This is a genomic window from Flavobacterium sp. FlaQc-57 (genome assembly GCF_044007395.1).
Lineage (GTDB): Bacteria > Bacteroidota > Bacteroidia > Flavobacteriales > Flavobacteriaceae > Flavobacterium.
In genome coordinates, this window is sequence record NZ_JBIPDA010000001.1 from 714,725 (window position 1) to 740,179 (window position 25,455).

16 protein-coding genes are annotated in these 25,455 nt (G+C 33.5%); 11 read left to right on the forward strand and 5 right to left on the reverse strand.

Annotated features, from left to right (window positions below; all coding sequences use genetic code 11):
* The first annotated feature begins 205 nt into the window (after positions 1-205).
* The 7 genes from ACHRVZ_RS03015 to ACHRVZ_RS03045 all read left to right on the forward strand — a co-directional run bounded on the left by ACHRVZ_RS03015 (position 206) and on the right by ACHRVZ_RS03045 (position 9,484).
* Positions 206-1,882 carry an OstA-like protein gene (locus ACHRVZ_RS03015; RefSeq protein WP_395420705.1) on the forward strand — a complete coding sequence of 559 codons (1,677 nt, stop codon included), beginning with the start codon at positions 206-208 and terminating at the stop codon, positions 1,880-1,882.
* Between the two features lie 181 nt (positions 1,883-2,063).
* Positions 2,064-3,251 (forward strand): aspartate aminotransferase family protein, encoded by a 1,188-nt coding sequence (locus ACHRVZ_RS03020; RefSeq protein WP_395420706.1) that lies wholly within the window; start codon positions 2,064-2,066, stop codon positions 3,249-3,251.
* A 276-nt stretch (positions 3,252-3,527) separates the two neighbouring features.
* Entirely contained in the window at positions 3,528-4,925 is a 1,398-nt protein-coding gene (locus tag ACHRVZ_RS03025; protein ID WP_395420707.1) for a tetratricopeptide repeat protein, read from the forward strand.
* On the forward strand, positions 4,925-5,674 hold the full coding sequence (locus ACHRVZ_RS03030) for a shikimate dehydrogenase family protein (protein WP_395420708.1): 750 nt from the start codon (positions 4,925-4,927) through the stop codon (positions 5,672-5,674). The genes ACHRVZ_RS03025 and ACHRVZ_RS03030 overlap by 1 nt, the downstream gene beginning before the upstream one ends.
* 66 nt (positions 5,675-5,740) lie before the next feature.
* The gene (locus ACHRVZ_RS03035; protein WP_395420709.1) at positions 5,741-6,505 is read left to right on the forward strand and encodes a lipid A phosphoethanolamine transferase; all 765 of its coding nucleotides are present in this window, start codon (positions 5,741-5,743) and stop codon (positions 6,503-6,505) included.
* A gap of 249 nt (positions 6,506-6,754) precedes the next feature.
* Positions 6,755-8,746, forward strand: a complete 1,992-nt coding sequence (locus ACHRVZ_RS03040; RefSeq protein ID WP_395420710.1) for a DUF349 domain-containing protein — start codon at positions 6,755-6,757, stop codon at positions 8,744-8,746.
* Between the two features lie 321 nt (positions 8,747-9,067).
* Positions 9,068-9,484, forward strand: coding sequence for an OsmC family protein (locus ACHRVZ_RS03045; protein WP_395420711.1), 417 nt, complete (start codon positions 9,068-9,070; stop codon positions 9,482-9,484).
* 78 nt (positions 9,485-9,562) lie between these two features.
* On the opposite strand, the gene ACHRVZ_RS03050 is transcribed toward ACHRVZ_RS03045, so the two are convergent.
* Together ACHRVZ_RS03050 and gyrA are read right to left on the reverse strand one after the other, a co-directional pair.
* Positions 9,563-10,831 (reverse strand): tetratricopeptide repeat protein, encoded by a 1,269-nt coding sequence (locus ACHRVZ_RS03050; protein ID WP_395420712.1) that lies wholly within the window; start codon positions 10,829-10,831, stop codon positions 9,563-9,565.
* A 39-nt stretch (positions 10,832-10,870) separates the two neighbouring features.
* Complete coding sequence (gene gyrA / locus ACHRVZ_RS03055) at positions 10,871-13,513, reverse strand: DNA gyrase subunit A (RefSeq protein ID WP_395420713.1); 2,643 nt, start codon at positions 13,511-13,513, stop codon at positions 10,871-10,873.
* Between the two features lie 258 nt (positions 13,514-13,771).
* On the opposite strand from gyrA, the gene ACHRVZ_RS03060 reads away from it, so the two are divergent.
* From ACHRVZ_RS03060 to ACHRVZ_RS03070, 3 genes are all read left to right on the forward strand, one after another.
* The gene (locus ACHRVZ_RS03060) at positions 13,772-16,318 is read left to right on the forward strand and encodes an ATP-dependent Clp protease ATP-binding subunit (RefSeq protein ID WP_395420714.1); all 2,547 of its coding nucleotides are present in this window, start codon (positions 13,772-13,774) and stop codon (positions 16,316-16,318) included.
* 138 nt (positions 16,319-16,456) lie between these two features.
* Positions 16,457-17,827: a 30S ribosomal protein S6--L-glutamate ligase gene (rimK, locus tag ACHRVZ_RS03065; protein WP_041517897.1), complete on the forward strand. Its 1,371-nt coding sequence runs from the start codon at positions 16,457-16,459 to the stop codon at positions 17,825-17,827.
* Between the two features lie 109 nt (positions 17,828-17,936).
* Positions 17,937-18,458, forward strand: coding sequence for a DUF421 domain-containing protein (locus ACHRVZ_RS03070; protein ID WP_395420715.1), 522 nt, complete (start codon positions 17,937-17,939; stop codon positions 18,456-18,458).
* Positions 18,459-18,552: 94 nt separating this feature from the next.
* Here ACHRVZ_RS03070 and ACHRVZ_RS03075 read toward each other — a convergent pair whose 3' ends face one another.
* From ACHRVZ_RS03075 to hutH, 3 genes are read right to left on the reverse strand one after another with little or no spacing between them, the layout of a single operon-like run.
* A complete protein-coding gene (locus tag ACHRVZ_RS03075; protein ID WP_395420716.1) occupies positions 18,553-19,896 on the reverse strand; it encodes an anion permease in 1,344 nt (447 codons plus the stop codon).
* Between the two features lie 32 nt (positions 19,897-19,928).
* Positions 19,929-20,573 carry a DUF47 domain-containing protein gene (locus ACHRVZ_RS03080; RefSeq protein ID WP_007810732.1) on the reverse strand — a complete coding sequence of 215 codons (645 nt, stop codon included), beginning with the start codon at positions 20,571-20,573 and terminating at the stop codon, positions 19,929-19,931.
* 48 nt (positions 20,574-20,621) lie between these two features.
* A complete protein-coding gene (gene hutH, locus ACHRVZ_RS03085; protein WP_395420717.1) occupies positions 20,622-22,136 on the reverse strand; it encodes a histidine ammonia-lyase in 1,515 nt (504 codons plus the stop codon).
* Positions 22,137-22,856: 720 nt separating this feature from the next.
* On the opposite strand from hutH, the gene thrA reads away from it, so the two are divergent.
* Positions 22,857-25,304, forward strand: coding sequence for a bifunctional aspartate kinase/homoserine dehydrogenase I (gene thrA, locus ACHRVZ_RS03090; RefSeq protein WP_395420718.1), 2,448 nt, complete (start codon positions 22,857-22,859; stop codon positions 25,302-25,304).
* The last annotated feature ends 151 nt before the right edge of the window (positions 25,305-25,455 follow it).

Consider the following 25,455-nt stretch of genomic DNA (forward strand, 5'->3'; position numbering starts at 1 on the left):
AATTTTAAACTCAAAAAAAACTAAAATGACTTTTGCTCAAATTTTGCTTTAAAAAACCAAACTACAACGTGAGAGTGTTCTATTTTGTTAATAAATCGAATATATACCTAACTCCTTTTTTGTGTGTAATTTTTGATTTATAAATTAATCTTAATATCAAGAAAGGTTGTAACCTTTTTCATAAATTTGACAAAAATTTAATCAATTGAAGAAATCATTCTTTTTCATATCATATTGTTTGCTTTTGTTAAGCGTACAATCCATTTTTGCACAAGCACCAAAGCCAAAAACTATTAATATCGAAAATTCAGATTTGGTAGAAATTAATCAAGTCTTAGTGCCCGATGGGGTTTTACTTACCGGTAATGTAAAAGTAAATCATGATGGTGTTGTGCTAACATGCAATAAAGCTTACTTTTTTCAAAAAGAAAACTACCTGAAAGCTTTTGGAAATGTACAGTTAGTTCAAGGTGATACTTTGTTTTTGAATAGCAAATATGCCGAATATAGCGGAAATTTAAAACAAGCTTTTGCAACCGGAGATGCCGTTATGAGTTCTCCAGATGCAACTTTACGAACCGACACTATTAATTTTGATCGAAATATTCAACAGGTTTTTTACAACACAAAAGGTACTATTGTAAACAAAGACAACACTTTAGTAAGTAAGTCCGGAAGGTATTTTGTAGAAGAAAAAAAGTTTCAATTCCTGACTGAAGTTACCATTACAAACCCTAAATATGTTATAAAATCAAATCATTTAGATTATTACAGCAATTCAGGACATACTTATTTATTTGGTCCCTCGACCATTACTAGTAAAGCCAATTACATTTACACGGAAAAAGGATTTTATGACACCAAGAAAAATCTCGCTCACTTTTTAAGGAAATCATATATTAAATACGACGACAGACTTATAGAAGGCGATAGTTTGTACTACAATCGAAATATTGAATTTGCATCGGCGACCAGAAATGTAAAAATTACTGATTCTATCAATCGCGGAATTGTAAAAGGCCATTATGCTGAAATTTACAAACTTAAAGATTCGATGTTTGTAACAAAAAGAGCCGTAGCCATTAATCTTGTCGAAAAAGATTCTGTCTATATTCACGGACAAAAATTAATGGTTACCGGAAAGGAAGGTGAACGAATTTTGAGAGCGTATAAAAATGTTCGTTTTTATAAAATCGATATGAGCGGTAAATGTGATTCGATACATTCGAATTCTAAAACTGCGCTGACAAAACTTATTGGAAACCCAATTTTGTGGAATGGAGAAAATCAAATTACCGGAGATGTTATGCATTTAATTGGCGATAATACGACTAAAAAATTAGATTCCTTAAAAGTCCTCAATAATACCTTTATAGTCTCGCGGGATACACTCGGAACCGGATTTAATCAAGTGAAAGGACTCAATCTATTTGGAAAATTCAAAGACGGAAAATTACATGATGTTGATGTTATTAAAAATACAGAAGTCGTGTATTATATGCGGAATGATGACGACAACGAGCTTATCGGAATTAATAAAAACGTAAGTAGTAAAATCAATATGATTTTAGAGAATAATGATATCGTAAGTATTACTTTTTTTAATAATGTTGATGGCGATTTATATCCTGAAGCCGATTTACCGGAAAATGCGCGTAAATTAAAGGGACTTCGTTGGCGTGGCGACGAGCGAATAAAATCGAAAGATGATATTTTTACCGCCGAAGACAATGAAATGAATGATAAGTTAATTAAGGACGGAAAAGCTGAAGAAGCCAAGAATAAAGATGTTCCGATGAAAGTCAGGAAAGAAACCCGAGATTACGATAAAAAGAAACCTGCAGTAAAACCTGCAGCGAAAACAAGTGCCAAAACTAAGTAATAGTTTTCAGTCTCAGTTTTCAGTTTGCAAAGCTTGTGATCTTTGCATTCTAATGATGCAAACTTGATTTATAACTTTGTAAACTTTACGATCTTTACAGTTAAAATTCAGTAGCAGTTTTCAACAACTGATAAGAAAATCTCAGAACCTTAGAACCTCTGCTACTTTGAACCTTAAAAAAATGAATCCAGATTTTATAAAATACCAAGCACAAACTTCTCCTTACCCATTAGGAATGGAAGTTTCTCACGCTATTGGCTCCTATATTTACGACACTAACGACAAAAAATATTTAGATTTTATAGCCGGCGTTTCGGCTTGTACACTTGGACATCAACACCCAAGAGTAAATCAAGCCATTAAAGATCAATTAGACAAATATTCACACGTTATGGTTTACGGCGAATACTCGCAAAGCCCTGCCGTTCAATATTGCAAATTGTTAGCTTCGCTCCTACCGGAATCTTTAAACAAAACTTATTTAGTTAATTCAGGAACTGAAGCTATCGAAGGCGCTTTAAAATTAGCCAAACGAGCAACTGGCCGTAGTCAGCTTATTTCGTGTCATAACGCCTACCACGGTAATACAATGGGATCAATGAGTGTTATGGGGTTTGAAGAGCGCAAAAGAGCCTTTCGACCATTACTTCCGGATGTCGATTTTATTACTTTTAATAACGAAGCCGATTTAGAAAAAATAACGACCAGAACAGCAGCTATTCTATTGGAAACTATTCAGGGTGGCGCAGGATTTATCCAGCCCGAAGATAATTTTCTACAAAAGGTTCGTAAACGTTGTGATGAAGTTGGTGCAATGATGATTGTCGATGAAATTCAACCTGGATTTGGTAGAACCGGAAAACTATTTGGCTTTCAAAACTACGATGTCGTACCGGATATTGTCGTTATGGGAAAAGGAATGGGAGGCGGAATGCCGGTTGGAGCCTTCACAGCTTCAGCAGAGAAAATGGATCTTTTGACGGAAAATCCAAAATTGGGTCATATCACTACTTTTGGTGGTCATCCTGTCATTGCGTCAGCCTGCCTGGCTACTTTGCAGGAATTAACTGAGACAAAATTAATGCAAGAGACATTAGATAAAGAAAAACTCTTTAGATCGCTTTTGGTACATCCTTTGATAAAGGAAGTTAGAGGAAAAGGATTAATGCTTGCCGCTATGACTGAAACTGCCGAAATAACAAATGAGGTGATTTTAAAATGTCAGGATAAAGGGCTCATTTTATTCTGGTTGCTGTTTGAAGGATGCGCCATTAGAATAACACCACCATTAACCATTTCTGAAGAAGAAATAAAAGAAGGTTGTGCCATAATTTTGGGCGTTATGGATGACATCATAAATAAAGAATAAAAATGCTTAATTTGGAGCTAACTTCTGCTATTGGCTTTATTTTTTTTATAAAAAAGAATAAATAAAAATGAAGTTATCAGAACCAGAACCCTCCAATAAAAGTAAATCATAATAATAACTAATAATCTTTTTAAAAATAAGAAGATTATGACTAAAAACAGAATTGAATTCTGTCCATATTGTTAATTAAATTGTTCAAAACAATTAATTTCCTTTCCCCACAACAATAATATGGTTGCCTAAATTTATAACAGGCTAATTTCAAATAAACAAAGTATGCAATTAAGCAACGAAGAAGAAGATTATAACCTATCCCTATCCAAATTTGAGTCAATGTTAAAAACAAACAAAGTACTCTTTTTTGATTCTGAAGAATTCGAAGAAATTATTCTTCATTATTTAGATATAGGTAAGGCTAATTTAGCAAAAAAGGCCTTGAAACTTGCATTAGACCAACACCCAAAATCTACGGGCTTAAAATTAGTACAAGTAGAAATGTTGGTTTACGACGACAAACTGGAAATCGCCGAAAAACTCTTGAATGAGTTGTATGCAATCGAACCTAATAACGAGGAAATTTACATTCAAAAAGCAAATATTTGTTCTAAAAGAGATCAACACGAAAAAGCCGTAGAATTACTTAAAATTGCTTTGCAATATACTGACGATTACGCTGACGTGTATAACCTGATTGGAATGGAGTATCTGTTTATGGATAACCTTGAGATGGCAAAAGACAATTTTATTAAATGTCTTGAAGAAGATTTAGAAGATCAATCTGCTTTATATAATGTGGTTTATTGTTTTGAATTTTTAGATCAAAATCAGGAAGCTATATTATATCTTAACGATTATATTAATAAAAACCCATACAGTGAAATTGCCTGGCATCAGCTTGGCCGTTTACATTATGGTGTAAAAGAATACGAAAATGCAATTCGTGCTTTTGACTATGCAACCCTTATTGACGACGAGTTTTTGGGAGCTTTCATGGAAAAAGCAAAAGCATACGAGCGTCTAAAAAAATATACTGAAGCTATTGAAAGCTACAATCGTACCATCGAGTTAGACGACGCAACTTCTTACGCCTTATTACGCATAGGAAAGTGTTACGAAAAACTTGGAAATTCGGCTAAAGCCATTCAGTATTACAATCAAACCGTTCACGAGGATCCGCTTTTAGACAAAGGCTGGATTGCTATTACTGATTTTCACGTTCGTCAGAAAAACTTTCAAAAAGCACTATTTTTTGTCAATAAAGCGTTAGCAATTGACAATCAAAATCGTTTGTATTGGAAACGTTACGCTACGATAAACAAACAAATGAACTTTTTTGAAGAGGCTGAATTTGGTTATAGAAAAGCAGTAGAATTTGGAGATTATGCTTTAGAAACCTGGTTATTTTGGGTTGACATTTTGCAATTTTTAGGAGAATTCGAAAGCGCTATTCAAACCTTGTTACAAGCTACAGAATATTTTCCTGAAGAAAACGAAATCGAATACCGTTTAGCCGGATTGTACTTTATGATTCAGGACAATACAAAAGCAAAATTCCATTTGAGTAATGGCTTGCGTTTGAACTTTGACAATTATATTTTAATTGAAGATTTATTTCCGGTAGTTTGGTCAAAAAAAATGGTAAAAAATTATATAGAAAAACATAGAAAGCAATAATGATTGATATTTTAAGAAGACGTTTTGGCTTGTTGGGCCGTAATATTAGTTACTCATTTTCAAAAGGATATTTTACAGAAAAATTTAGCGACGAAGTTTTTGCCGGTAACAGCTACGAAAATTTCGACATTTCTGAGATTAATTATTTTACCGAACTGGTAAAAAACAATCCTGATTTAAAAGGTTTAAACGTTACCATTCCATACAAAGAGCAAGTCATTCCTTTTTTAGATAAACTATCAAAAAAAGCAGCTTTAATTGGCGCTGTAAACACGATTAAATTCACCAAAAGCGGAAAATTAAAAGGATACAATACTGATTATTATGGTTTCAAAAAATCACTAGAACCGTTATTGGAACCGCATCACAAAAAGGCGCTAATTCTTGGCACTGGAGGCGCGTCTAAAGGCGTTGCTTTTGCTCTTGACGAACTTGGTATTCCGTATACTTTCGTTTCCAGAGAAGCTAAAGAAAACATTATTGATTACAACTTAATAAACGCAACTACCTTTGATAATTACAAGATCATTATCAATTGTACACCTGTTGGTACAAGCCCAAATATAGAAGCTTGTCCTGATCTTCCGTATGAGTTTTTTACGGAAAAACATATTGCTTACGATTTAATATACAATCCGGCTGAAACACAGTTTTTAAAAAATGCAAAAGAAAAAGGTGCAGTAATTAAAAACGGCTATGATATGCTTATTTTTCAAGCTGAAAAAGCCTGGAAAATCTGGAATAAATAAAAGTTCGGTCACAATAAAACGTCAACGTAATTTTTTGTAAATTAGACTACTCATTTACAAACGATTATGAATAAATCACAAAAATTATTCTTATTTAGTTATTTGATTGCATTTTCTGCTCTAGCTCAGGAAAAGAATCAACAAGTAAATGAAAATTCTCAAAATCTTTACACAGAAGCCCGATATCATTATTACTTAAAAACCATTTTACTTTTTAATGAATATTTAGATACTGATTCGGGGTCTTTTAATACAACAGAACTTCGATTCTTACATCCAATAGCCAATAAAGCATGGAATTTAAGAATCGATCTTCCGTTAATTTCTACAAATACTTCTTCAATAAATAAAACCGGAATCGGAGATATTGGAGTTGGTATTAGCTATATTCCATATTTAAAACAGGAGAACGGCGGCATTGCCTTTCGAGCCAGAGTAATTTCTAGTTCAGCTGCAGATCCGGCTTTAGGAACAGGAAAATGGGTATTTGCTCCCGCAATATTCTATGGAAAATATCTGATTTTGAATAAATTTCTCTGGATAACTTCACTTGAAAATCAATGCAGTTTTGCGGGATCCAATAATAGAAATGATATCAACCAGACTGCTTTCGAAAATTACTTTATGTACATTATTGGAAAGAACTGGATTGCTGCTGACGTAGCTTTTCGATATAACGCCACAAGTAAAGAATATCCCAATAATACTTTTATAGAATTTGGTAGAAAAATAACCAAAAACGACATGGCTTACATACATCCCAGCCTAGGTTTTGGAGGCGGAAAATCTTATAATTACGGTATCGAAGTTGGAATGTTGATTTTATTTTAATTTAAAGTAAAATTAAAATTTCGAGTATATGATAGTAATTTAATTTCGATTTTCTAAAATTTCTATTAATTCAGAATTTAAATTTACTTCAAAAAAAACAGCAAAAAAACAGATATGATATTCCTTAATTACTGCAATAAATAAGAATTTCATCGTAAAATAGCGTATAAACAAACGATTTATTTTGTATTTAGAAACACCTTTACTATCTTTCGCTCTGTTTAAAATAAAAACCTTATACATTAGATAATGTTAGAAGAAAAGAATGATAACCTGCAAGAAGCAGACGGAAAATTAGAAATCGAAATAAGCGATTCTACTCAGGATAATACAATTGAGACATCAGGTTCTGAAACGGCAACTGAAAATACAATTTCACATGATGAAGTTGAATTAGAAAACACAGCCGAAACTCCAGAAACTGCTCATCAAACTGCATTAGACGCCATAACAAATTCAAATGCCGAAGAAAGTGAAGATGAAACGCTAAAAGAGCGTCATGACATTCCTATGCAGGATTATGATACTTTTTCTTTGGATGCACTTGTTGATGAGCTTAAAAAATTGATCAATATAGATAAAGTAATGTCTGTAAAAGATCATATCGAAGAAATTAAAAAGTCATTTTTATTACAATACAATCACCTTATAGAGGAGAAAAAAGAGGAATTCAACGCTTCGAAACAAGATCCGAACGAAGAATTTGAATACCATTCTCCGCTAAAATCTAAATTCGACGAATATTACAATGTTTTTAGAGAAAAAAGAAATGCTCATTTCAAAAATTTGCAAACCAATCTAAAATCAAATTTAGAGAATCGACTTGCAATTGTTGAAGAACTTAAAGAGCTTATCAATCCGCAGGAAAACATCAAAGACACGCTTAAACATTTTAATGACTTAAGAGAAAGATGGAAAAATGCCGGTGCGATCCCAAAAGACAAATACAATCACGTTTGGAATAATTATCATTTTCATGTTGAAAATTTTTATGATTATTTACACTTAGACCGTGAAGCCAGAGACTTAGATTTCAAATACAATCTGGAGCAAAAGCAAAAGATCATTGCCCGTGTTGAAGAATTAGTAAATGAAACTGATATCAGTAAATCATTTCGCGAGTTACAAGATTTACACCGAATCTGGAAAGAAGATATTGGACCAGTTTCTAAAGAACACCGCGATGCAATCTGGAATAAGTTTAGTGAATTGACTAAAAAAATCCATGATAAAAGAGAGGTTTTGTTTGAAAGCCAAAGAGCAAACGAACAAAAAAATCTTGAAGTTAAAAAAGAAATCATTGCTAAAATTGAAGTGTTAGGAACTGAAAAAGTAAACTCACACTCGCAATGGCTAATACAAATTCAGAAAGTAGAAGCACTTAGAAATGAGTTTTTTGCTGCAGGAAAAGTTCCATCTGAAGTAAATGAACAAACCTGGGCTGCATTTAAAACTGCAGTTAGAAACTTTAATTCTTTTAAAAATTCATTTTATAAAGACATTAAAAAAGATCAAAACGACAATTTAAACAAAAAAATGGCTCTTGTTGCAAAAGCTAAAGAGTTACAAGAAAGTACCGATTTTGGCGCTACTACTCCAATCATGAAGCAAATTCAGGAAGAGTGGAAACAAATTGGTCACGTTCCTAAAAAATATTCAGACAAAATCTGGAAAGAATTTAAAGATGCGTGTAATCACTATTTTGATAAATTAAAAGAGCATAAATCTGAAGAAAATGTTGACGAAGTAGCTGCTTTTGACAATAAAAAAGCCTATTTAGATATTTTGAGAGCTTACCAACTTACCGGTGATCACAAAACTGATTTAGATGCTATTAAAGCTCATATTGAAACTTGGAAAGGCTACGGAAAAGTTCCTTTTTCGAGACGTCATATAGAAGGTAAATTCAACAAAATTTTAGATGCCCTTTTTGAAAAATTAAGTTTGAGTAAAAAAGAAACTGAAATGATCCGTTTTTCTAACCGAATCGATTCTTTATCTGACAGTAACGATACTCGCAAACTAGATAATGAAAAGATTTTCTTAATGCGTAAAATTGAAGAAGTTAGAAATGAAATTTTCCAATTAGAGAATAATATTCAGTTTTTTGCCAACACAAAAAATGCAAAAAAAGAGAATTCAATTGTTCTTGAAGTTCGCAAAAACATTGCTATCCACAAAGAAAGCCTTGAAGTTTGGAAAGACAAATTGAAACAACTAAGAAACTTAAATCAAGAATAAGATTTAAGTTTAAATAAATTATTTAAAAGGTGTAATGAGATTATTCATTTCACCTTTTTTTTTGCATCAGTTTTTTTTTGTACAAAACACAAAGCTCGCAAAGCTTTATCTAAACAAAGCTTTGCGAACTTTGAATTTCTATAGATCTAACTTAATAAAAAACTTTGCGTGCTTTGCGGTAAAACTCATTTAAGTATTTATCTCATTGAACCCGAAACTTAACATTCTCATCAAACTTCATAAAACGATTCCAATAAATATTGCTTATATTTGATAATCAACAAAATAACTATAAAATATTAATCTTAATAACGACGCACAATGAAATTTACAAGAAAAGCAAATGCCAACTGGAAAGGAACAGGCATGGAAGGAAAAGGAACTATCAGTACTCAAAGTACAACATTAGACAATGCTCAATTGTCATTTAAAACAAGATTTGCAGACGGAGTAGGAACAAACCCTGAAGAACTTGTTGCTGCAGCTCATTCTGGTTGTTTTACGATGCAGTTAAGCTTTTTACTTAATGAGGGCGGATTTACTGCTGATGATTTAAACACAGAAGCCACAGTAACTTTTGAGGACGGAACAATTACTTTGATTCATTTAGATCTAAAAGGAAAAGTGCCTAACATCTCAGCCGAAGAATTCGAAAAAACAGCGGCAAAAGCAAAAGAAATTTGCCCTATTTCGAAACTTTTAAATACAACTATCACACTTTCTGTTACTTTACTTTAAATCGAAGATAACTTTGAAGCATAAAAAAACCATTCACCGCAGTGAATGGTTTTTTTACATTTCTAAGCTTGTTTAGAATTACATTGTCGCTTTTAAAGCTTTTGCTTCAGCCGTCATTTCTAACGCTTTGTAAACGCCTAATAGTGTTTTAGAAACATCTTCATTTTTAGGATCTAATTCATTTGCTTTTTTAAGATAAGGAATCACTCCTTTAAAAACGTTCTCTCTTTGTGCTTTCAAAACATCGTAACGCTTCATATCTTTTGCAGAAGTTCCCAATTTGTTCATTTCATCAATGATTGGTTTTTCAGCTTCTAATTTTAATGCCGCCAAGTTAAGGTAAGCATTAGTATAGTTTGGATTGATTTCGATTGCTTTCAAGTAATACTTCTCAGCATCAACATTGTTTTTTGCATTTGCACTAAGAACTCCTAAATTAAATACTAAATCAGCATTGTTTGGTTCTTTTTGCAAAGCCTCACCTACTAACTTTTTGTATGTTTCATAATCCTTTGTTTCAAGATACAAGTTAGCTTCAGTAAGAATTAAAGAACTATCATCCGGATTTGTTTTTCTCGCATCCGCAACCGCTTTTTTAGCATCTTCAGTACGTCCTTTTTGAACTAAAATCAAAGCTAAATTTTTATAAATCTCACCTCTTTTAGAAGGAATAGCTTCTGTCTTAGGTTTTTCGTGTGTTCCTAATTTTACAGCTAAATCTCTTTCGTTTGCAGTATTAAAACCATCTTCACTACCTGAAGCTTTATTTACAGCTGTATAACTAGTTCCTTTCCCAGAAAAATTTAGTTTTTTCAATTCTTCATACATTGGTAATGCTGAATCAAAATCTTGTGCATTTACAGCAGTCGAAGCGGCATAATATAAATTGATTGTGTCTTTTTTGTCTAACAAATAAGCATCATACAATTTTTTTGCACCTTCAGCATTTTTATTAACTTTTGAATCTGCAATTGCCGAATTGATTAATTTTCCTTTAATATCAGTAATTGAAGCTGCAGCCTGTGTAGAATATTTAAGTTTTCCACTAGCTTTCTCAACTTCAATTAATTTTTTATAAGCATCAGCAGCAAGTGATAAGTTTTTACTTTCTTCAACTTTTTTATTTGCTAAATCCAGATAAGCATTACCTTTTACAAAATAGTACTGAGCTTGTTCAACATCTTTGGCATTCACTACCAAGTTTTCAGCATCTTTCAGGATAGTAAGCGCTCCTTGAGCATCTCCTCCTTTTAATGCTTTCTCAGCGCTTTTAATTTGATCTTTTTGAGCAAAAGTAGCTACTGAAATCAATAATGCTGATGCAAGTATTACATATTTACTTTTCATAGTATTCAATTTGTATATTTAATTATAAGTGGTTAATTTTTATTCTTCAGACTCTTCTTCTTCAGAATCATCTTCGTCTTCAACTTCTTCATCTGTATCATCATCGTCATCGTCATCTGCAGTTCCATCATCTTCAAGAACTTCTAAATCCGGTTTAACTCTTTCGATTGCTGATTCAATAACATTTCCGTCTTCGTCAACAACAACTTCTGCAACATCATCTTTCATAACTTTTGTTACAGCAGCAATAGAATCTTTACCTTTTAAGTTAATCAATCGAACACCTTGCGTTGCACGACCCATTACACGTAAATCTTCAATAGCCATTCTGATCGTTAATCCAGATTTATTAATAATCATTAAATCATCGGCATCAGTCACATTACTAATAGAAATTAATTTTCCGGTTTTTTCCGTTATGTTAAGCGTTTTCACACCTTTACCACCACGGTTCGTGATTCTGTAAACATCTTCACCATCGTCATCAACTAATTTAGTACGTTTACCGTATCCATTTTCAGTTACAACTAAAATCTGTGTATCGTTTACATTCTCTTTATCAACAGTAACCATACCAATCACTTCATCAGTATCGTCTTTTAAAGTAATTCCACGAACTCCAGAAGCTGTTCTTCCCATCGGACGTGTTTTAGTTTCTTCAAAACGAACTAATTTACCCGATTTAACTGCCAGGATAATTTGACTTTCTCCGTTAGTTAATTTAGCTTCCAGTAATTCATCACCTTCTTTAATTGTAATTGCAGCAACACCATTTACTCTTGGTTTAGAATATTTCTCTAAAGAAGTTTTCTTAACCTGACCTTGTTTCGTTACCATTACAAGATTATGACTATTGATATAATCTTTATCTTTTAAGTCTTGTGTACAAATGAAAGCTTTTACTTTATCATCGCTTTCAATATTTACTAAGTTCTGAATCGCTCTACCTTTTGCAGTTTTACTTCCTTCAGGAATTTCGTAAACACGCATCCAGAAACATTTTCCTTTTTGCGTAAAGAACATCATATATTGATGGTTGGTTGCAACGAACATATGCTCAAGGAAATCCTGATCTCTTGTTCCTGCACTTTTTTGTCCAACTCCGCCTCTATTTTGAGTTTTGTATTCAGTCAAGTTTGTACGTTTGATGTAACCTGCATGAGAAATTGTAATTACTACATTTTCATCGGCAATTAAATCTTCGATACTTACATCTCCACCAGAATATTCAATTTGAGAACGACGGGCATCTCCATATTTCTCACGAATTTCTTCAAGTTCTTCTTTGATTAATTTAGTTCTTAAATCAACATCTGCTAATAAAGCTTTTAAGTGCTCAATTAATTTCATTAATTCTTCAAACTCAGCTCTTAATTTATCTTGCTCCAGACCTGTTAACTGACGCAAACGCATCTCAACAATTGCACGAGCCTGAATATCTGACAATTTAAATCTTTCGATTAATTTTTCACGCGCTTCTTCTGTATTTTTAGAACCTCTAATAATAGCAATTACTTCATCGATATTATCAGAAGCAATAATTAATCCTTCTAAAATATGTGCTCTTTCTTCCGCTTTACGCAATTCAAATTGCGTTCTACGAACTACAACATCATGACGGTGCTCAATAAAATAATGAATCATATCTTTTAGATTCAACATTTGTGGGCGACCTTTTACAAGTGCAATATTATTTACACTGAAAGATGATTGTAATGAAGTATATTTATATAAGGTATTCAATACTACGTTTGGCGTAGCATCACGTTTCAGGATATAAACGATACGCATACCATTTCTGTCCGATTCGTCACGAATATTAGCAATACCTTCGATTTTTTTATCATTAACTAAATCAGCCGTACGCTTGATCATTTCGGCTTTGTTCACCTGATATGGAATCTCGGTAACAATGATACATTCTCTTCCGTCAACTTCTTCAAAACCAACTTTTGCACGCATTACAATACGTCCTCTACCCGTTTTAAAAGCTTCACGAACTCCTTCATAACCATATATTACACCTCCGGTTGGAAAATCCGGAGCTTTAATATGCGTAATTAATTCGTCAATTTCAATATCGTTATTATCAAGGTACGCTAATGTACCATTGATCACTTCAGTTAAATTGTGTGGAGGCATATTTGTTGCCATACCAACTGCAATTCCGGTAGCTCCGTTTACTAATAAGGTAGGAACTCTTGTAGGCATTACTTTTGGCTCATATAATGTATCGTCAAAGTTCAATTGAAAATCAACTGTTTCTTTTTCGATATCTGCCATAATATCTTCCGAAATTTTACGCATTCTGGCCTCAGTATAACGCATTGCTGCAGGACTGTCACCATCAACAGAACCAAAGTTACCCTGACCATCCACTAATAAATATCGCATACTCCATTCTTGGGCCATACGTACCATTGCATCATAAACAGAGGTATCTCCGTGTGGGTGATACTTACCCAGAACCTCTCCTACAATTCTCGCAGATTTTTTGTGGGCAGATCTTGATGTTACTCCTAAGTCATACATTCCGTAAAGAACTCTTCGATGTACTGGTTTCAAGCCATCTCTAACATCGGGAAGCGCTCTTGATACGATTACTGACATCGAATAATCGATGTAAGCTGATTTCATTTCATCTTCTATGTTAATAGGAATTAACTTTTCTCCTTCAGACATAAGTTGTTATGTTTAAATAATTATATTAGTTTCAAAGCGTGCCAAGATACGTTTTTTTGGAATTTTTTCAGCTATTTACTTACACTTATTTCAATGATTTATTAACAACTTTATTTCTACTTTTAGTTAATAAATTAAGCGTTTTTTAACGCTTTTATTGTTATTTTTTTTGTCAATTAGCTGTCAGGAGTTCTTGAAAGGTACGGTTTTTGTTTTTCAAACTGTAATTCACTAAATTTACAATACCAATTATATATTATGGATGATAATTTTTCACCAAGAGTAAAAGATGTTATTACCTACAGTAAAGAGGAAGCCTTACGTTTGGGCCACGACTTTATTGGTACTGAGCATCTAATGCTAGGCATTTTAAGGGATGGAAACGGAAAAGCTATTCATATACTTAATAACCTTGCAGTCGATTTAGATCATTTACGCAGGAAAGTAGAAATACTGAGTCCAGCCAATCAAAGCGTTGAAGTAAATGCCGAAAAGAAAAATCTTCATCTAACCCGTCAAGCGGAAAGAGCCCTGAAGACAACCTTTCTTGAAGCCAAAGTATTTCAAAGCTCGTCGATTAGCACTGCTCACTTGCTTTTATGTATCTTACGAAACGAAAACGATCCAACAACCAAGCTATTGAATAAACTAAAAATAGATTATGACATAGCTAAAGAACAATATCTAAACATGACTCCAAACGAAGAAGAATTCTTAGAAAACTTGCCAAGAAACGAATCGTATAATGATGATTCAGGACAAGATGACAGTCTTAAAGAAAGTAGTTTCAATAATCCCGCCAATAAGTCAAACAAAAAATCTAAGACTCCGGTTCTGGATAATTTTGGGAGAGATTTAACAGAAATGGCCGAGGAAGGAAAACTAGATCCGGTTGTAGGACGCGAAAAAGAAATTGAACGTGTCTCACAAATTCTAAGCCGTAGAAAAAAGAACAACCCACTTCTTATTGGAGAACCCGGAGTTGGTAAGTCTGCTATTGCAGAAGGCCTTGCTCTTCGTATTATCCAAAAGAAAGTATCTCGTATTCTTTTCCACAAACGTGTTGTAACTCTTGATTTAGCCAGCTTAGTTGCCGGAACAAAATACAGAGGACAGTTTGAAGAAAGAATGAAAGCCGTAATGAACGAGCTTGAAAAAAATGATGACATTATTCTTTTCATTGACGAAATTCATACTATTGTAGGTGCTGGAGGAGCAACTGGTTCGCTTGATGCTTCAAACATGTTTAAACCTGCTTTAGCAAGAGGTGAAATTCAATGTATTGGCGCAACTACTCTTGACGAGTACAGACAATATATAGAGAAAGATGGCGCTCTTGAAAGACGTTTCCAGAAAGTAATTGTAGAACCAACATCTGTTGAAGAAACAATTGCGATCTTAAACAACGTAAAAGATAAATACGAAGATCACCATAATGTAACTTATACTCAGGAAGCTATTGAAGCTTGTGTAAAACTAACGAACAGATATATGTCTGAGCGTTTTTTACCGGACAAAGCTATTGATGCTCTTGACGAAGCCGGATCTCGCGTTCATATAACTAATATCGATGTTCCAAAACAAATTTTAGATTTGGAACGTCAGTTAGAGGAAGTTCGCGAAATGAAAAACATGGTAGTCAAAAAACAAAAATATGAAGAGGCTGCCAAACTTCGCGATGATGAAAAACGTATCGAGAAGGATCTGGCTGTCGCACAAGAACAATGGGAAGAAGATTCTAAAAACAACAGAATTGAAGTTACGGAAGATAATGTAGCCGATGTTGTTTCGATGATGACTGGAATTCCTGTAAACAGAATCGCTCAAACAGAAAGCAACAAATTAGCCAAATTACCTGAATTAATTCAGAACAAAGTAATTGGTCAAAATGAAGCCGTTCTTAAAATTGCACGTTCTATTCAACGTAACAGAGCCGGACTTAAAGATCCTAACAAACCAATTGGTTCGTTCATTTTCTTAGGTCAGACTGGAGTTGGTAAAACACAATTAGCAAAAGTTTTAGCAAAAGAATTATTTGACTCAGAAGATGCGTTAGTTCGTATTGACATGAGTGAATACATGGAAAAATTTGCCATTTCTCGTTTAGTTGGAGCGCCTCCGGGATACGTTGGTTACGAAGAAGGTGGTCAATTGACTGAAAAAGTTCGTAGAAAACCATACTGCGTTGTACTTTTAGACGAGATCGAAAAAGCGCATCCTGATGTGTTTAATATGATGCTTCAGGTTTTAGATGATGGATATTTAACTGATAGTTTAGGTCGTAAAATCGACTTCAAAAACACTATCATTATCATGACATCTAATGTTGGAGCACGTCAGTTGAAAGATTTTGGACAAGGTGTTGGTTTCGGAACCGCTGCTAAAGTAGCTCAGGCCGATGAAAACTCAAAAAGCATTATCGAAAATGCATTGAAAAAAACCTTTGCTCCTGAGTTCTTAAACAGAATTGATGATGTAATTGTATTTAATGCTTTAGAAAAAGAAGATATCGATTTAATCATCGAAATTGAACTTGCAAAATTATATTCTCGCGTTTCTGAATTAGGATACAAATTAAACCTTACTGATAAAGCAAAAGCATTTATCGCCGAAAAAGGTTTTGACAGACAATTTGGTGCAAGACCATTAAAAAGAGCTATTCAGAAATATGTTGAAGATTTATTGGCAGAAGAAATTATTACCTCAAAAATACATTCGGGTGATGAAATCTTAATGGATCTAAAAGAAGATTCTCAAGAACTTTCTGTAGAAATTCATAAAGCTGAAGAGCCAACGAATCTATAAAAAGTTTAACTTTATAACAGAAATAACAAACCCGTTACGTTTTCATAACATAACGGGTTTATTCTTTAGTTCAAATTCTATATTTATCAAAAGTAAATAGTTATTTTTGAATATTAAATTCTATAATAAAAACAACGTATGCTTCAAAACAAAGTCATTTTAGGTAGCGAAGAATGGTGCTCATTTCCAGAACTTGGAATCCCGACAATTAAAGCTCGTGTAGATTCTGGTGCCAAAACTTCGGCAATGCACGCGATAAACATAGCTCCATTCATTAAAAATGATGCCAATTGGGTAAAATTTGATATTAACCCAATTCAAAATAACATAAAAACCATCATTCATTGTGAAGCTCCGTTGGTTGATAAAAGAATTGTAAAAAGTTCTAGTGGTTTTAGAGAGCACCGCTACGTAATTCAGACTCACCTGAAAATTGGCGATATAAAATGGCCTATAGAAATGACGTTGACCAATCGTGACTCAATGGGTTTCCGAATGCTTTTAGGTCGTGAAGCAATGAGCGGACGTGTCTTGGTAGATCCTGAAGAAAAATACTTATTAGGTCAGCCTACTCCCGAAGCTTTAAAAGAATTATACCAAAACTCCGAGAAAGCAACTTCTGGTTTACGAATTGGGCTTTTAGCCAGTAATCCCGAATTATATAGCAATAAACGAATCATGGAAGCAGGCGAAATGCGTGGTCATGAAATGCATTTTTTGAACATCAAGGAATGTTATATGAAGCTTGACGCTAAAACTCCTGAGATTCATTACAGAGGCGGAAAAATATTAAATCAATTTGACGCTATTATTCCAAGAATCCGACCAAGTATTACTTTTTACGGTTGTGCTTTAACACGTCAGTTTGAAGCGCTTAAGGTTTTTGTTTTAAATTCAGCTACAGCGATAACACAATCGCGTGACAAATTATATTCGCTACAATTGCTTTTAAACAGCGGAATTGACATTCCAACAACTGGTTTTGCCAATTCTCCTTTAGACACTGACAACTTAATTAAAATGGTTGGCGGTTCGCCTTTAATTGTAAAGTTATTAGAAGGAACACAAGGAAAAGGCGTTGTTTTGGCAGAAACTAAAAAAGCTGCAGAAAGTGTTATCAATGCTTTCAAAAGCTTAAATGCGAATATCCTTGTTCAGGAATTCATTAAAGAAGCCAACGGAAAAGACATTCGTTGTTTTGTTATTGACGGAAAAGTGGTTGCCGCAATTCAGCGTGAAGCAATGCCGGGCGAATTTAGAGCAAATATTCACCTTGGAGGAACTGCATCTGTAATAAAAGTAACTGCCGAAGAAAAAAAGATCGCCATTAAAGCCGCAAAAGCAATGGATTTAAAAGTGGCTGGTGTAGATATTATACGCTCTTCAAAAGGGCCTTTATTATTAGAAGTTAACTCTTCGCCAGGCCTTGAAGGAATTGAAGGCGCAACCAATAAAGATGTTGCCGGAGAAATGATAAAAGCTATTGAGAAAAATTTCAAATTGATCTAATTAAGTTCATTTAAGCTTAATAACACATAATTAATTTAGCAGCTTTGTTAGAGTTTAAAACTTTGACAAAGCTTTTTTTATTTAACTTTAATCAAACAAAAAAATCAAAATGATACAATTTCCCTATCTGGATATTATTTTAAGAAGTGTTGCTGTTTATTTCTTTATGACAATTGCCTTGCGCGTTTTTGGAAAAAAAGAACTTTCCCAACTAAATACTGCCGACATTATTCTGATTTTATTAATTAGCAATTCCGTTCAAAATGCGATGGTTGGCCCAGATACAAGTCTTTGGGGAGGTTTAGTGGCTGCTTTGGTTTTATTTATAATTAATTTCATTATTAAAAAACTGACACACAAATACAAAATAATCGGCGATTTATTATTAGACAAACCTCAAGTCTTAATTCACAATGGAAAATTAGACTTTAATGCATTGAGTAAATTAGACATTTCTAACGATGAATTAAAAGAAGCGATGCGTGAACACGGAATTGAACATTTCTCCGATGTAAAGCTAGCTATGCTAGAAATTGACGGCACTATAAGCATTATATCTGGAGACAAACAGAAACTCAAACAAACACATTATAAACGAAAACACAATCATAAGAATCTACAAAAGTTTTAATTTAAAAGAAAAAGCCGATTTCATTTAGAAATCGGCTTTTTTATGTTGAATAAAATGTGATTTTAAATTCTCACATTTTGCAAAAATCAGTTTACTATGAGATAAATACACTCAAAATATAATATACTAAACCTGCTAATATAGCTGAAATTGGAATAGTCAAAATCCAAGCCCAAATTAAGCTTACAGTTACTCCCCAACGAACGGCAGATACACGTTTCGTTAATCCAACTCCAATAATAGAACCTGTAATAGTATGCGTTGTACTTACCGGAATTTTTAAATGCTCAGTAAAATAAAGCGTTAAAGCTCCAGCAGTTTCTGCAGCAACACCTTCAAACGAAGTTACTTTTGTGATTTTAGAACCCATTGTTTTCACAATTTTCCAACCACCACTCAAAGTTCCTGCAGCAATAGCAGAATAACACGCTAACGGAATCCATCCTGGCATTACTCCTTTTATACCTAAATCATCATTTGGCAATACAACATCCAACCAAGCATCCATATGAACTCCTGGATTTGTATTGATATAAACTGCTACAGCAGCAGCAATAATACCCATAACTTTTTGCGAATCGTTTCCTCCGTGACCTAAACTAAAAGCAGCAGAAGATAATAATTGCATTTTTTTCAGTGCCGCATCTGCCTGGTGTAGATTTAAACTACTAAATATCAAACAAAAAGCACTTACTGTCAATATGATAAAAGCAACTAAAAACCATTTGATATTATGCGGATCAAAAGCCACACTCCAAAAATGCGAATCGAATCTTGGTTTTCCATTTTTAACGATCTCCTCGTAAGGAACCATTAAACTACTAACAAACCAAACAGTAGCAATCATCAATGCAACTGTAAATATTTTAGGACCAATACTTTTACGAGAAGCGTTTAACAACCAAATCGAAATTAAATAAGAAGCTAAAGCTCCTAATAATGGTGCTAAAACAATAAATGCAATGATAATAAGAACTCCCGAAGGCATTCCGCCATCTTTTCCTGCCTTATACCAACTTACAATTTGATACCAATAATGTGTAGTTCCGTCCTCGCCTACATACCCGGAAAATCCGTGTACAGCGATAGCATGAGCAACAGCTGCTCCGGCAAAACCACCAATTAAAGTATGTGATGAACTTGAAGGAATTCCTAACCACCAAGTCAATAAATTCCAACAAATTGCCGCAATAACACCAGCTAGAATTACAACTAGGTTAATCTCCATTGTGTGCGCTGTTTTTGCAACAGTATCTGCAACACCAAATCCGAAGACCCAATAAGCTAAAAAGTTAAAAAATGCTGCCCAAAGAACCGCCTGAAAAGGCGTTAGAACCTTTGTGGCAACAACTGTTGCAATAGCATTTGCCGCATCATGAAAACCATTGATGTAATCAAAAATTAAGGCTAATACTATAATAATTATAAGTAGCGTCATAAATTATAACTTCAGAATGAAATAAATTGAATTTAAGAATGTTTTACAGAAATAGATTCCAGTATGTTTGCAACACTCTTACATTTATCTGTTGCAGATTCTAAAACAGATAACACTTCTTTATATTTAATAATATTTTTAGCGTCTGTTTCGTTTTCAAAAATTTCAAAAACTGCTTTGTTATAAACGTTATCAGACTTGTTTTCCAGTTTATTAATTCTGGCACAAGCATCTTTTATAACTTTAAAATTCTTTAAATTTCTCAACTCTTTTACCGCACTATCAATGTTTTGACAAGCTTCAAGGTTGATTTCAGTCATCTTTCTGATAGATTTTGTAATCTTATCAACTTGATATAATCTCATTCTACTTGCTGCACCGTGCAAATAATCTGCAACGTTATCAATTGAAGTAATTAAGGTATGAATATCTTCTCTATCAAATGGAGTAATGAAATTTCTACTCAATTCAAGATTGGTTTGACGCGTAATGTCTTCTCCTTTTTGCTCTAACTCATCAATTTTTTGAAAAAGAACTTCTCTTTCTTTCAATGGAAGGTTTACAGCTTCGTGTAAATTAGATGCTAATTCAATTAAATTGCTTGAAGCCTCTTCAAAAAGTGGAAAGAATTTCTTGTCTTTCGGCACTAAAAATTGGAAAATACTGTTTATTGACATTGTTTTATTTTTGATAGTGCAAAATTACTTCAATAATATTCTACAATGTTAAGCCATTGTTAACAAATCGTTTTCAATTTGGAAACTATCCAGGAATGCAACAGTCTTTTCAATGTCATAATGTAAGATTCTATCCTCTTTTACCAAAGGAACTACTTCTCTGTAACTGCTCAAAAACATCTCGATAAAATCACTCGATTTCAACGGCTCTCTGTAGGCGATTGCCTGTGAAGCATTTAATAATTCGATTGCCAAAATGCGCTCTAAATTATCCATAACGCGCAGTGCTTTCGTCGCTCCATTTGCTCCCATACTTACATGATCTTCTTGTCCGTTGCTCGATACAATACTATCTACACTTGATGGAGTTGCCAATTGCTTGTTTTGACTTGCAATACTAGCTGCTGTATATTGAGGAATCATAAATCCTGAATTTAATCCCGGATTATCTACCAAAAATGCTGGAAGATTACGTAATCCAGAAATTAACTGATAGGTTCTTCTTTCAGAAATACTTCCTAATTCGGCCAAAGCAATTGCCATAAAATCTAAAGCCAAAGCTAACGGCTGTCCGTGAAAGTTTCCTCCAGAGATAATCTGATCAGCTTCAATAAAGATATTTGGGTTATCTGTTACTGAGTTAATTTCGGTTTTGAATACTTTTCGAACGTAGTCAATTGCATCTTTTGAAGCTCCGTGAACTTGTGGCATACAACGGAAAGAATAAGGATCCTGAACGTGTTTTTTCTCTTGCACAATAATTTCACTTCCTTCTAAAAACTCATTAATACGTTGTGCTGTTATAATTTGTCCTTTGTGAGGCCTTATAAAATGAATCAATTCGTTGAATGGCTCGATTCTTCCATCAAAACCTTCTAATGAAATTGTCCCGATTAAATCTGCCAGATAAGAATATTTATAAGCTTTCAATAAAATATGTGCTCCATAAGCGCTCATAAATTGAGTTCCGTTTAACAGCGCTAAACCTTCTTTTGATTGCAAAATAATTGGTTCCCAGCCAAAATGTTTTAAAACTTCGGCAGAAGCTACTTTTTTTCCTTCAAACAAAACTTCCCCTTCTCCTAATAATGGCAAAGACAAATGTGCTAAAGGCGCTAAATCTCCAGAAGCTCCTAAAGAACCCTGAGTATAAATAATAGGCAGAATATCGTTATTGTAAAAATCAACTAAACGACTTACCGTTTGCAGCTGAATTCCGGAATGTCCGTAACTTAACGATTGAATTTTAAGCAACAACATTAATTTTACAATTTCAGCAGGAACTTCCTCTCCTGTTCCACAAGCATGCGATTTCACAAGGTTTTCCTGAAGTTTAGATAAATTTTCATTCGAGATTTTCACATTACAAAGTGATCCAAAACCAGTATTGATTCCGTAAATAGGCTCTGAATGCGATGCCATTTTTTTATCTAAATAATCACGGCATTTTTGAACATTTACTTTTGCTTCTTCTGATAATTCAAGTGTCTTTTGATTGACAATTATTTCTTGTAAAGCTTCTAAACTTAAAGTTTCAGTACTTATATAATGGATTTCTCTCATGATGTTTGTATTTTAAGACATCAAAAATCAGCAAATCAATATTAAAAAGCAACATTTGTTCATAATAATTAAAATTTGATCAATTAGCATTCCTCACTTTTACTTATTTCACAATCCTTATCCCACAAAAAACCAGCTCTTTATTAAATAGATATATTTTTAAATTTCACTTTAAAAAAACTGGCAAAACATTTTCCCTACTTATCATATAGACTAAAATCGTTATGTTTTTAATTCAATTTTAGAAGAAATCGACGAAATAACTATTACTGAACATTGTAAAAGCAAAGCCAAATATATGAATAAGCCAATTTTACTGCTTTAATTTTAACGATTGCTCAATATTAAAAATCTTCTATTTGAATTATTAAAATATTCGCAAAAAGAGCTTTACGTTTTTTAACTTTTATAAAAAACTGTACTTTTGACACATCAAATGAAAAGTAACAGCGCAAAATATCAATCTACAATGACAACTTCTACTGGAGTTGCAATTGCTGCTACAACAATTTCTACTACAACTACTACCCCTTAGGGGTATACATTTTACATATAAACTCAGGTTATCTATACTTTTTTCTTAAAAGAAGAAAGACATTGGATACATAAAAAACATTTACAAAGAAAAAAATAGTCGCAGTTTTCAGTTTCAGTTCACAGTTAATAACCTTTGAACCTTATGTTACTCAAAATCTTTGCACCTTATTAAAAAACATCAAAATGAAAGTATTAAAATTTGGCGGAACTTCGGTTGCCAATGCTCAAAATATAAAACTCGTTCTCGAAATTATAAATCAAAAATCTAAAAAAGATAAATTAGTTGTTGTTGTTTCTGCTTTAAGCAAAGTGACCGATTTATTGCAATTGGCAGCCGCAAAAGCTGCAGCAAACGATGAAAGCTTCAGAGATATCGTTGCTGAAATCGAGAAAAAACACCTTGACACTTTAAAAGAATTAATTCCGGTAAGCGAGCAAAGCAGTCTGTTAAGTCATGTAAAAAGAATCATCAATCACTTAGAAACATTATTAGACGGTTGCTTTTTATTAGGTGAATTATCTCCGAGAACTGCCGATACTATTTTGAGTTTTGGAGAATTACTTTCATCATACATTATTGCACAGGCATATTTGCAAATCGACAAAAACTCGGTTTACAAAGACAGTCGTGAATTAATTAAAACTGATAATAATTTTGGTAAAGCGGTTGTGAATTTTGAAGTTTCGAACCAATTGATTCAATCGTATTTTGTCGAGAATCAATCGCAAATTAATATTTTACCTGGTTTTATCTCTCAAACTCTTGACGGAATTACTACAACTCTTGGTCGTGGCGGTTCTGATTATACTGCGGCTATTATCGCCGGAGCTCTTGAAGCTGAACAATTAGAAATCTGGACTGACGTAAACGGTATGTTTACTGCCAACCCAAAAATTGTAAAACAAGCAAGACCAATTGCTACAATTTCGTATCAGGAAGCGATGGAATTATCGCATTTTGGTGCAAAAGTGTTGTATCCGCCAACGATTCAGCCTGTTTTAAGAAAAAACATTCCAATTTTAATCAAAAATACTTTTGAACCAGAAGCTGAGGGAACTTTAATTTCGAATCACGTTTCATCAAAAGATACTGTTGTAAAAGGAATCAGTCATATTGATCATATTTCATTAGTAACTCTTGAAGGCCCAGGAATGATTGGAGTTGCGGGTTCATCAAGACGTTTGTTTGAAGTATTGTCTCAGGAAAAAATCAATGTTATTTTTATTACTCAGGCTTCTTCTGAACATTCTATTTGTATCGGAATTTTAAATTCGGATGCAGAAAATGCTGAAGCTGCCATTAATAAAGCATTTGAAATTGAGATTTTACAAAACAAAATTGATCCTTGTATTGTTGAAAAAGACCTTTGTATTATTGCTTTGGTGGGTGAAAACATGAAAAACCATCAAGGTTTAAGCGGAAGAATGTTTAGTACTTTAGGAAAAAACAATGTAAACATTCGTGCCATCGCACAAGGTGCTTCTGAACGTAATATCTCGACTGTAATTAACGAAAGAGACGTTAAGAAAGCATTGAATACTTTGCACGAAAACTTCTTTGAAGAAAACACTAAACAACTGAATTTATTTGTAATGGGTGTTGGAAATGTTGGTGAGAAATTCATCGAACAAATTCACAGTCAAAGAAAATTCTTAAAAGAAAACTTAAAGATAAATGTTCGCGTAATTGCTTTGTCAAACTCTAGAAAAATGCTTTTTGATGAAGACGGAATTTCTTTAAAAGAATGGCAATCGGCTTTAGACAATGGCGAACCTGCTAATGCTGCAGAATTCATCACTCGCGCAAAAGACCTAAATTTACGTAACAGTATTTTTGTTGACATTACAGCAAATGCAAGTGTTTCTGAAACTTACGAGAATTTCCTAAAACAAAGTATTGCAGTTGTAACTTGTAACAAAATTGCTTGTTCATCAGCATATAACAATTATAAAAAATTAAAGAATTTATCACGTCAATACAATGCTCCGTTTTTATTTGAAACAAATGTTGGTGCAGGATTACCTATTATCGATACCGTAAAAAACTTAATTGCTTCGGGCGATAAAGTACATAAAATTCAGGCGGTTTTATCCGGAAGTCTGAACTTCATTTTCAATAATTTTGATAAGAATAATTCTTTTCACGATGTGGTAAAAGAAGCCGGCGTTCAGGGATTTACTGAACCGGACCCGAAAATTGATTTAAGCGGAATTGACGTTGCGCGTAAAATCCTGATTCTTATTCGCGAAAGCGGTTACGAAATGGATATTGATGCGATCGCAAACAAATCGTTTCTTCCTGCAGAATGTCTGGCAACAACAAACAATGATGACTTTTTTGCTTCGTTAGTTAAACACGCTCCGCATTTCGAAAAAATCTATGACGAAGCTTTAGCAAAAGACTCAAGATTGAAATACGTAGCGCAATTCGAAAACGGAAAAGCAAGTGTTGGTTTACAATTTATTCCAAAAGATCATCCTTTCTATAACTTAGAAGGAAAAGACAATATCGTGCTTTTCTACACAGATCGTTACGTAGATCAGCCTTTATTGATCAAAGGAGCCGGTGCCGGAGCAGCCGTTACAGCATCAGGAATTTTTGCGGATGTAATTCGTATTGGTAATATATAAAGGTGCTAAGGTCCTAAGTTGCTAAGGTTCTGAGGTTTTTTCCTTAAATCTTTCACTTAAAACCTTAGTTCATTAGAATAAAAAAAATAAACAGTTGCAAAGAAAAACTTAGAACCTTAGCGTCTTAGCAACTCAGAACCTTTTAAAAAAA

Bases quoted from the DNA above. Each gene is read 5' to 3' on its own strand.
- ACHRVZ_RS03020 (WP_395420706.1), top strand. From the start codon at position 2,064: ATGAATCCAGATTTTATAAAATACCAAGCACAAACTTCTCCTTACCCA.
- ACHRVZ_RS03025 (WP_395420707.1), top strand. From the start codon at position 3,528: ATGCAATTAAGCAACGAAGAAGAAGATTATAACCTATCCCTATCCAAA.
- ACHRVZ_RS03030 (WP_395420708.1), top strand. From the start codon at position 4,925: ATGATTGATATTTTAAGAAGACGTTTTGGCTTGTTGGGCCGTAATATT.
- ACHRVZ_RS03035 (WP_395420709.1), top strand. From the start codon at position 5,741: ATGAATAAATCACAAAAATTATTCTTATTTAGTTATTTGATTGCATTT.
- ACHRVZ_RS03040 (WP_395420710.1), top strand. From the start codon at position 6,755: ATGTTAGAAGAAAAGAATGATAACCTGCAAGAAGCAGACGGAAAATTA.
- ACHRVZ_RS03045 (WP_395420711.1), top strand. From the start codon at position 9,068: ATGAAATTTACAAGAAAAGCAAATGCCAACTGGAAAGGAACAGGCATG.
- ACHRVZ_RS03050 (WP_395420712.1), bottom strand. From the start codon at position 10,831: ATGAAAAGTAAATATGTAATACTTGCATCAGCATTATTGATTTCAGTA.
- gyrA (WP_395420713.1), bottom strand. From the start codon at position 13,513: ATGTCTGAAGGAGAAAAGTTAATTCCTATTAACATAGAAGATGAAATG.
- ACHRVZ_RS03060 (WP_395420714.1), top strand. From the start codon at position 13,772: ATGGATGATAATTTTTCACCAAGAGTAAAAGATGTTATTACCTACAGT.
- rimK (WP_041517897.1), top strand. From the start codon at position 16,457: ATGCTTCAAAACAAAGTCATTTTAGGTAGCGAAGAATGGTGCTCATTT.
- ACHRVZ_RS03070 (WP_395420715.1), top strand. From the start codon at position 17,937: ATGATACAATTTCCCTATCTGGATATTATTTTAAGAAGTGTTGCTGTT.
- ACHRVZ_RS03075 (WP_395420716.1), bottom strand. From the start codon at position 19,896: ATGACGCTACTTATAATTATTATAGTATTAGCCTTAATTTTTGATTAC.
- ACHRVZ_RS03080 (WP_007810732.1), bottom strand. From the start codon at position 20,573: ATGTCAATAAACAGTATTTTCCAATTTTTAGTGCCGAAAGACAAGAAA.
- hutH (WP_395420717.1), bottom strand. From the start codon at position 22,136: ATGAGAGAAATCCATTATATAAGTACTGAAACTTTAAGTTTAGAAGCT.
- thrA (WP_395420718.1), top strand. From the start codon at position 22,857: ATGAAAGTATTAAAATTTGGCGGAACTTCGGTTGCCAATGCTCAAAAT.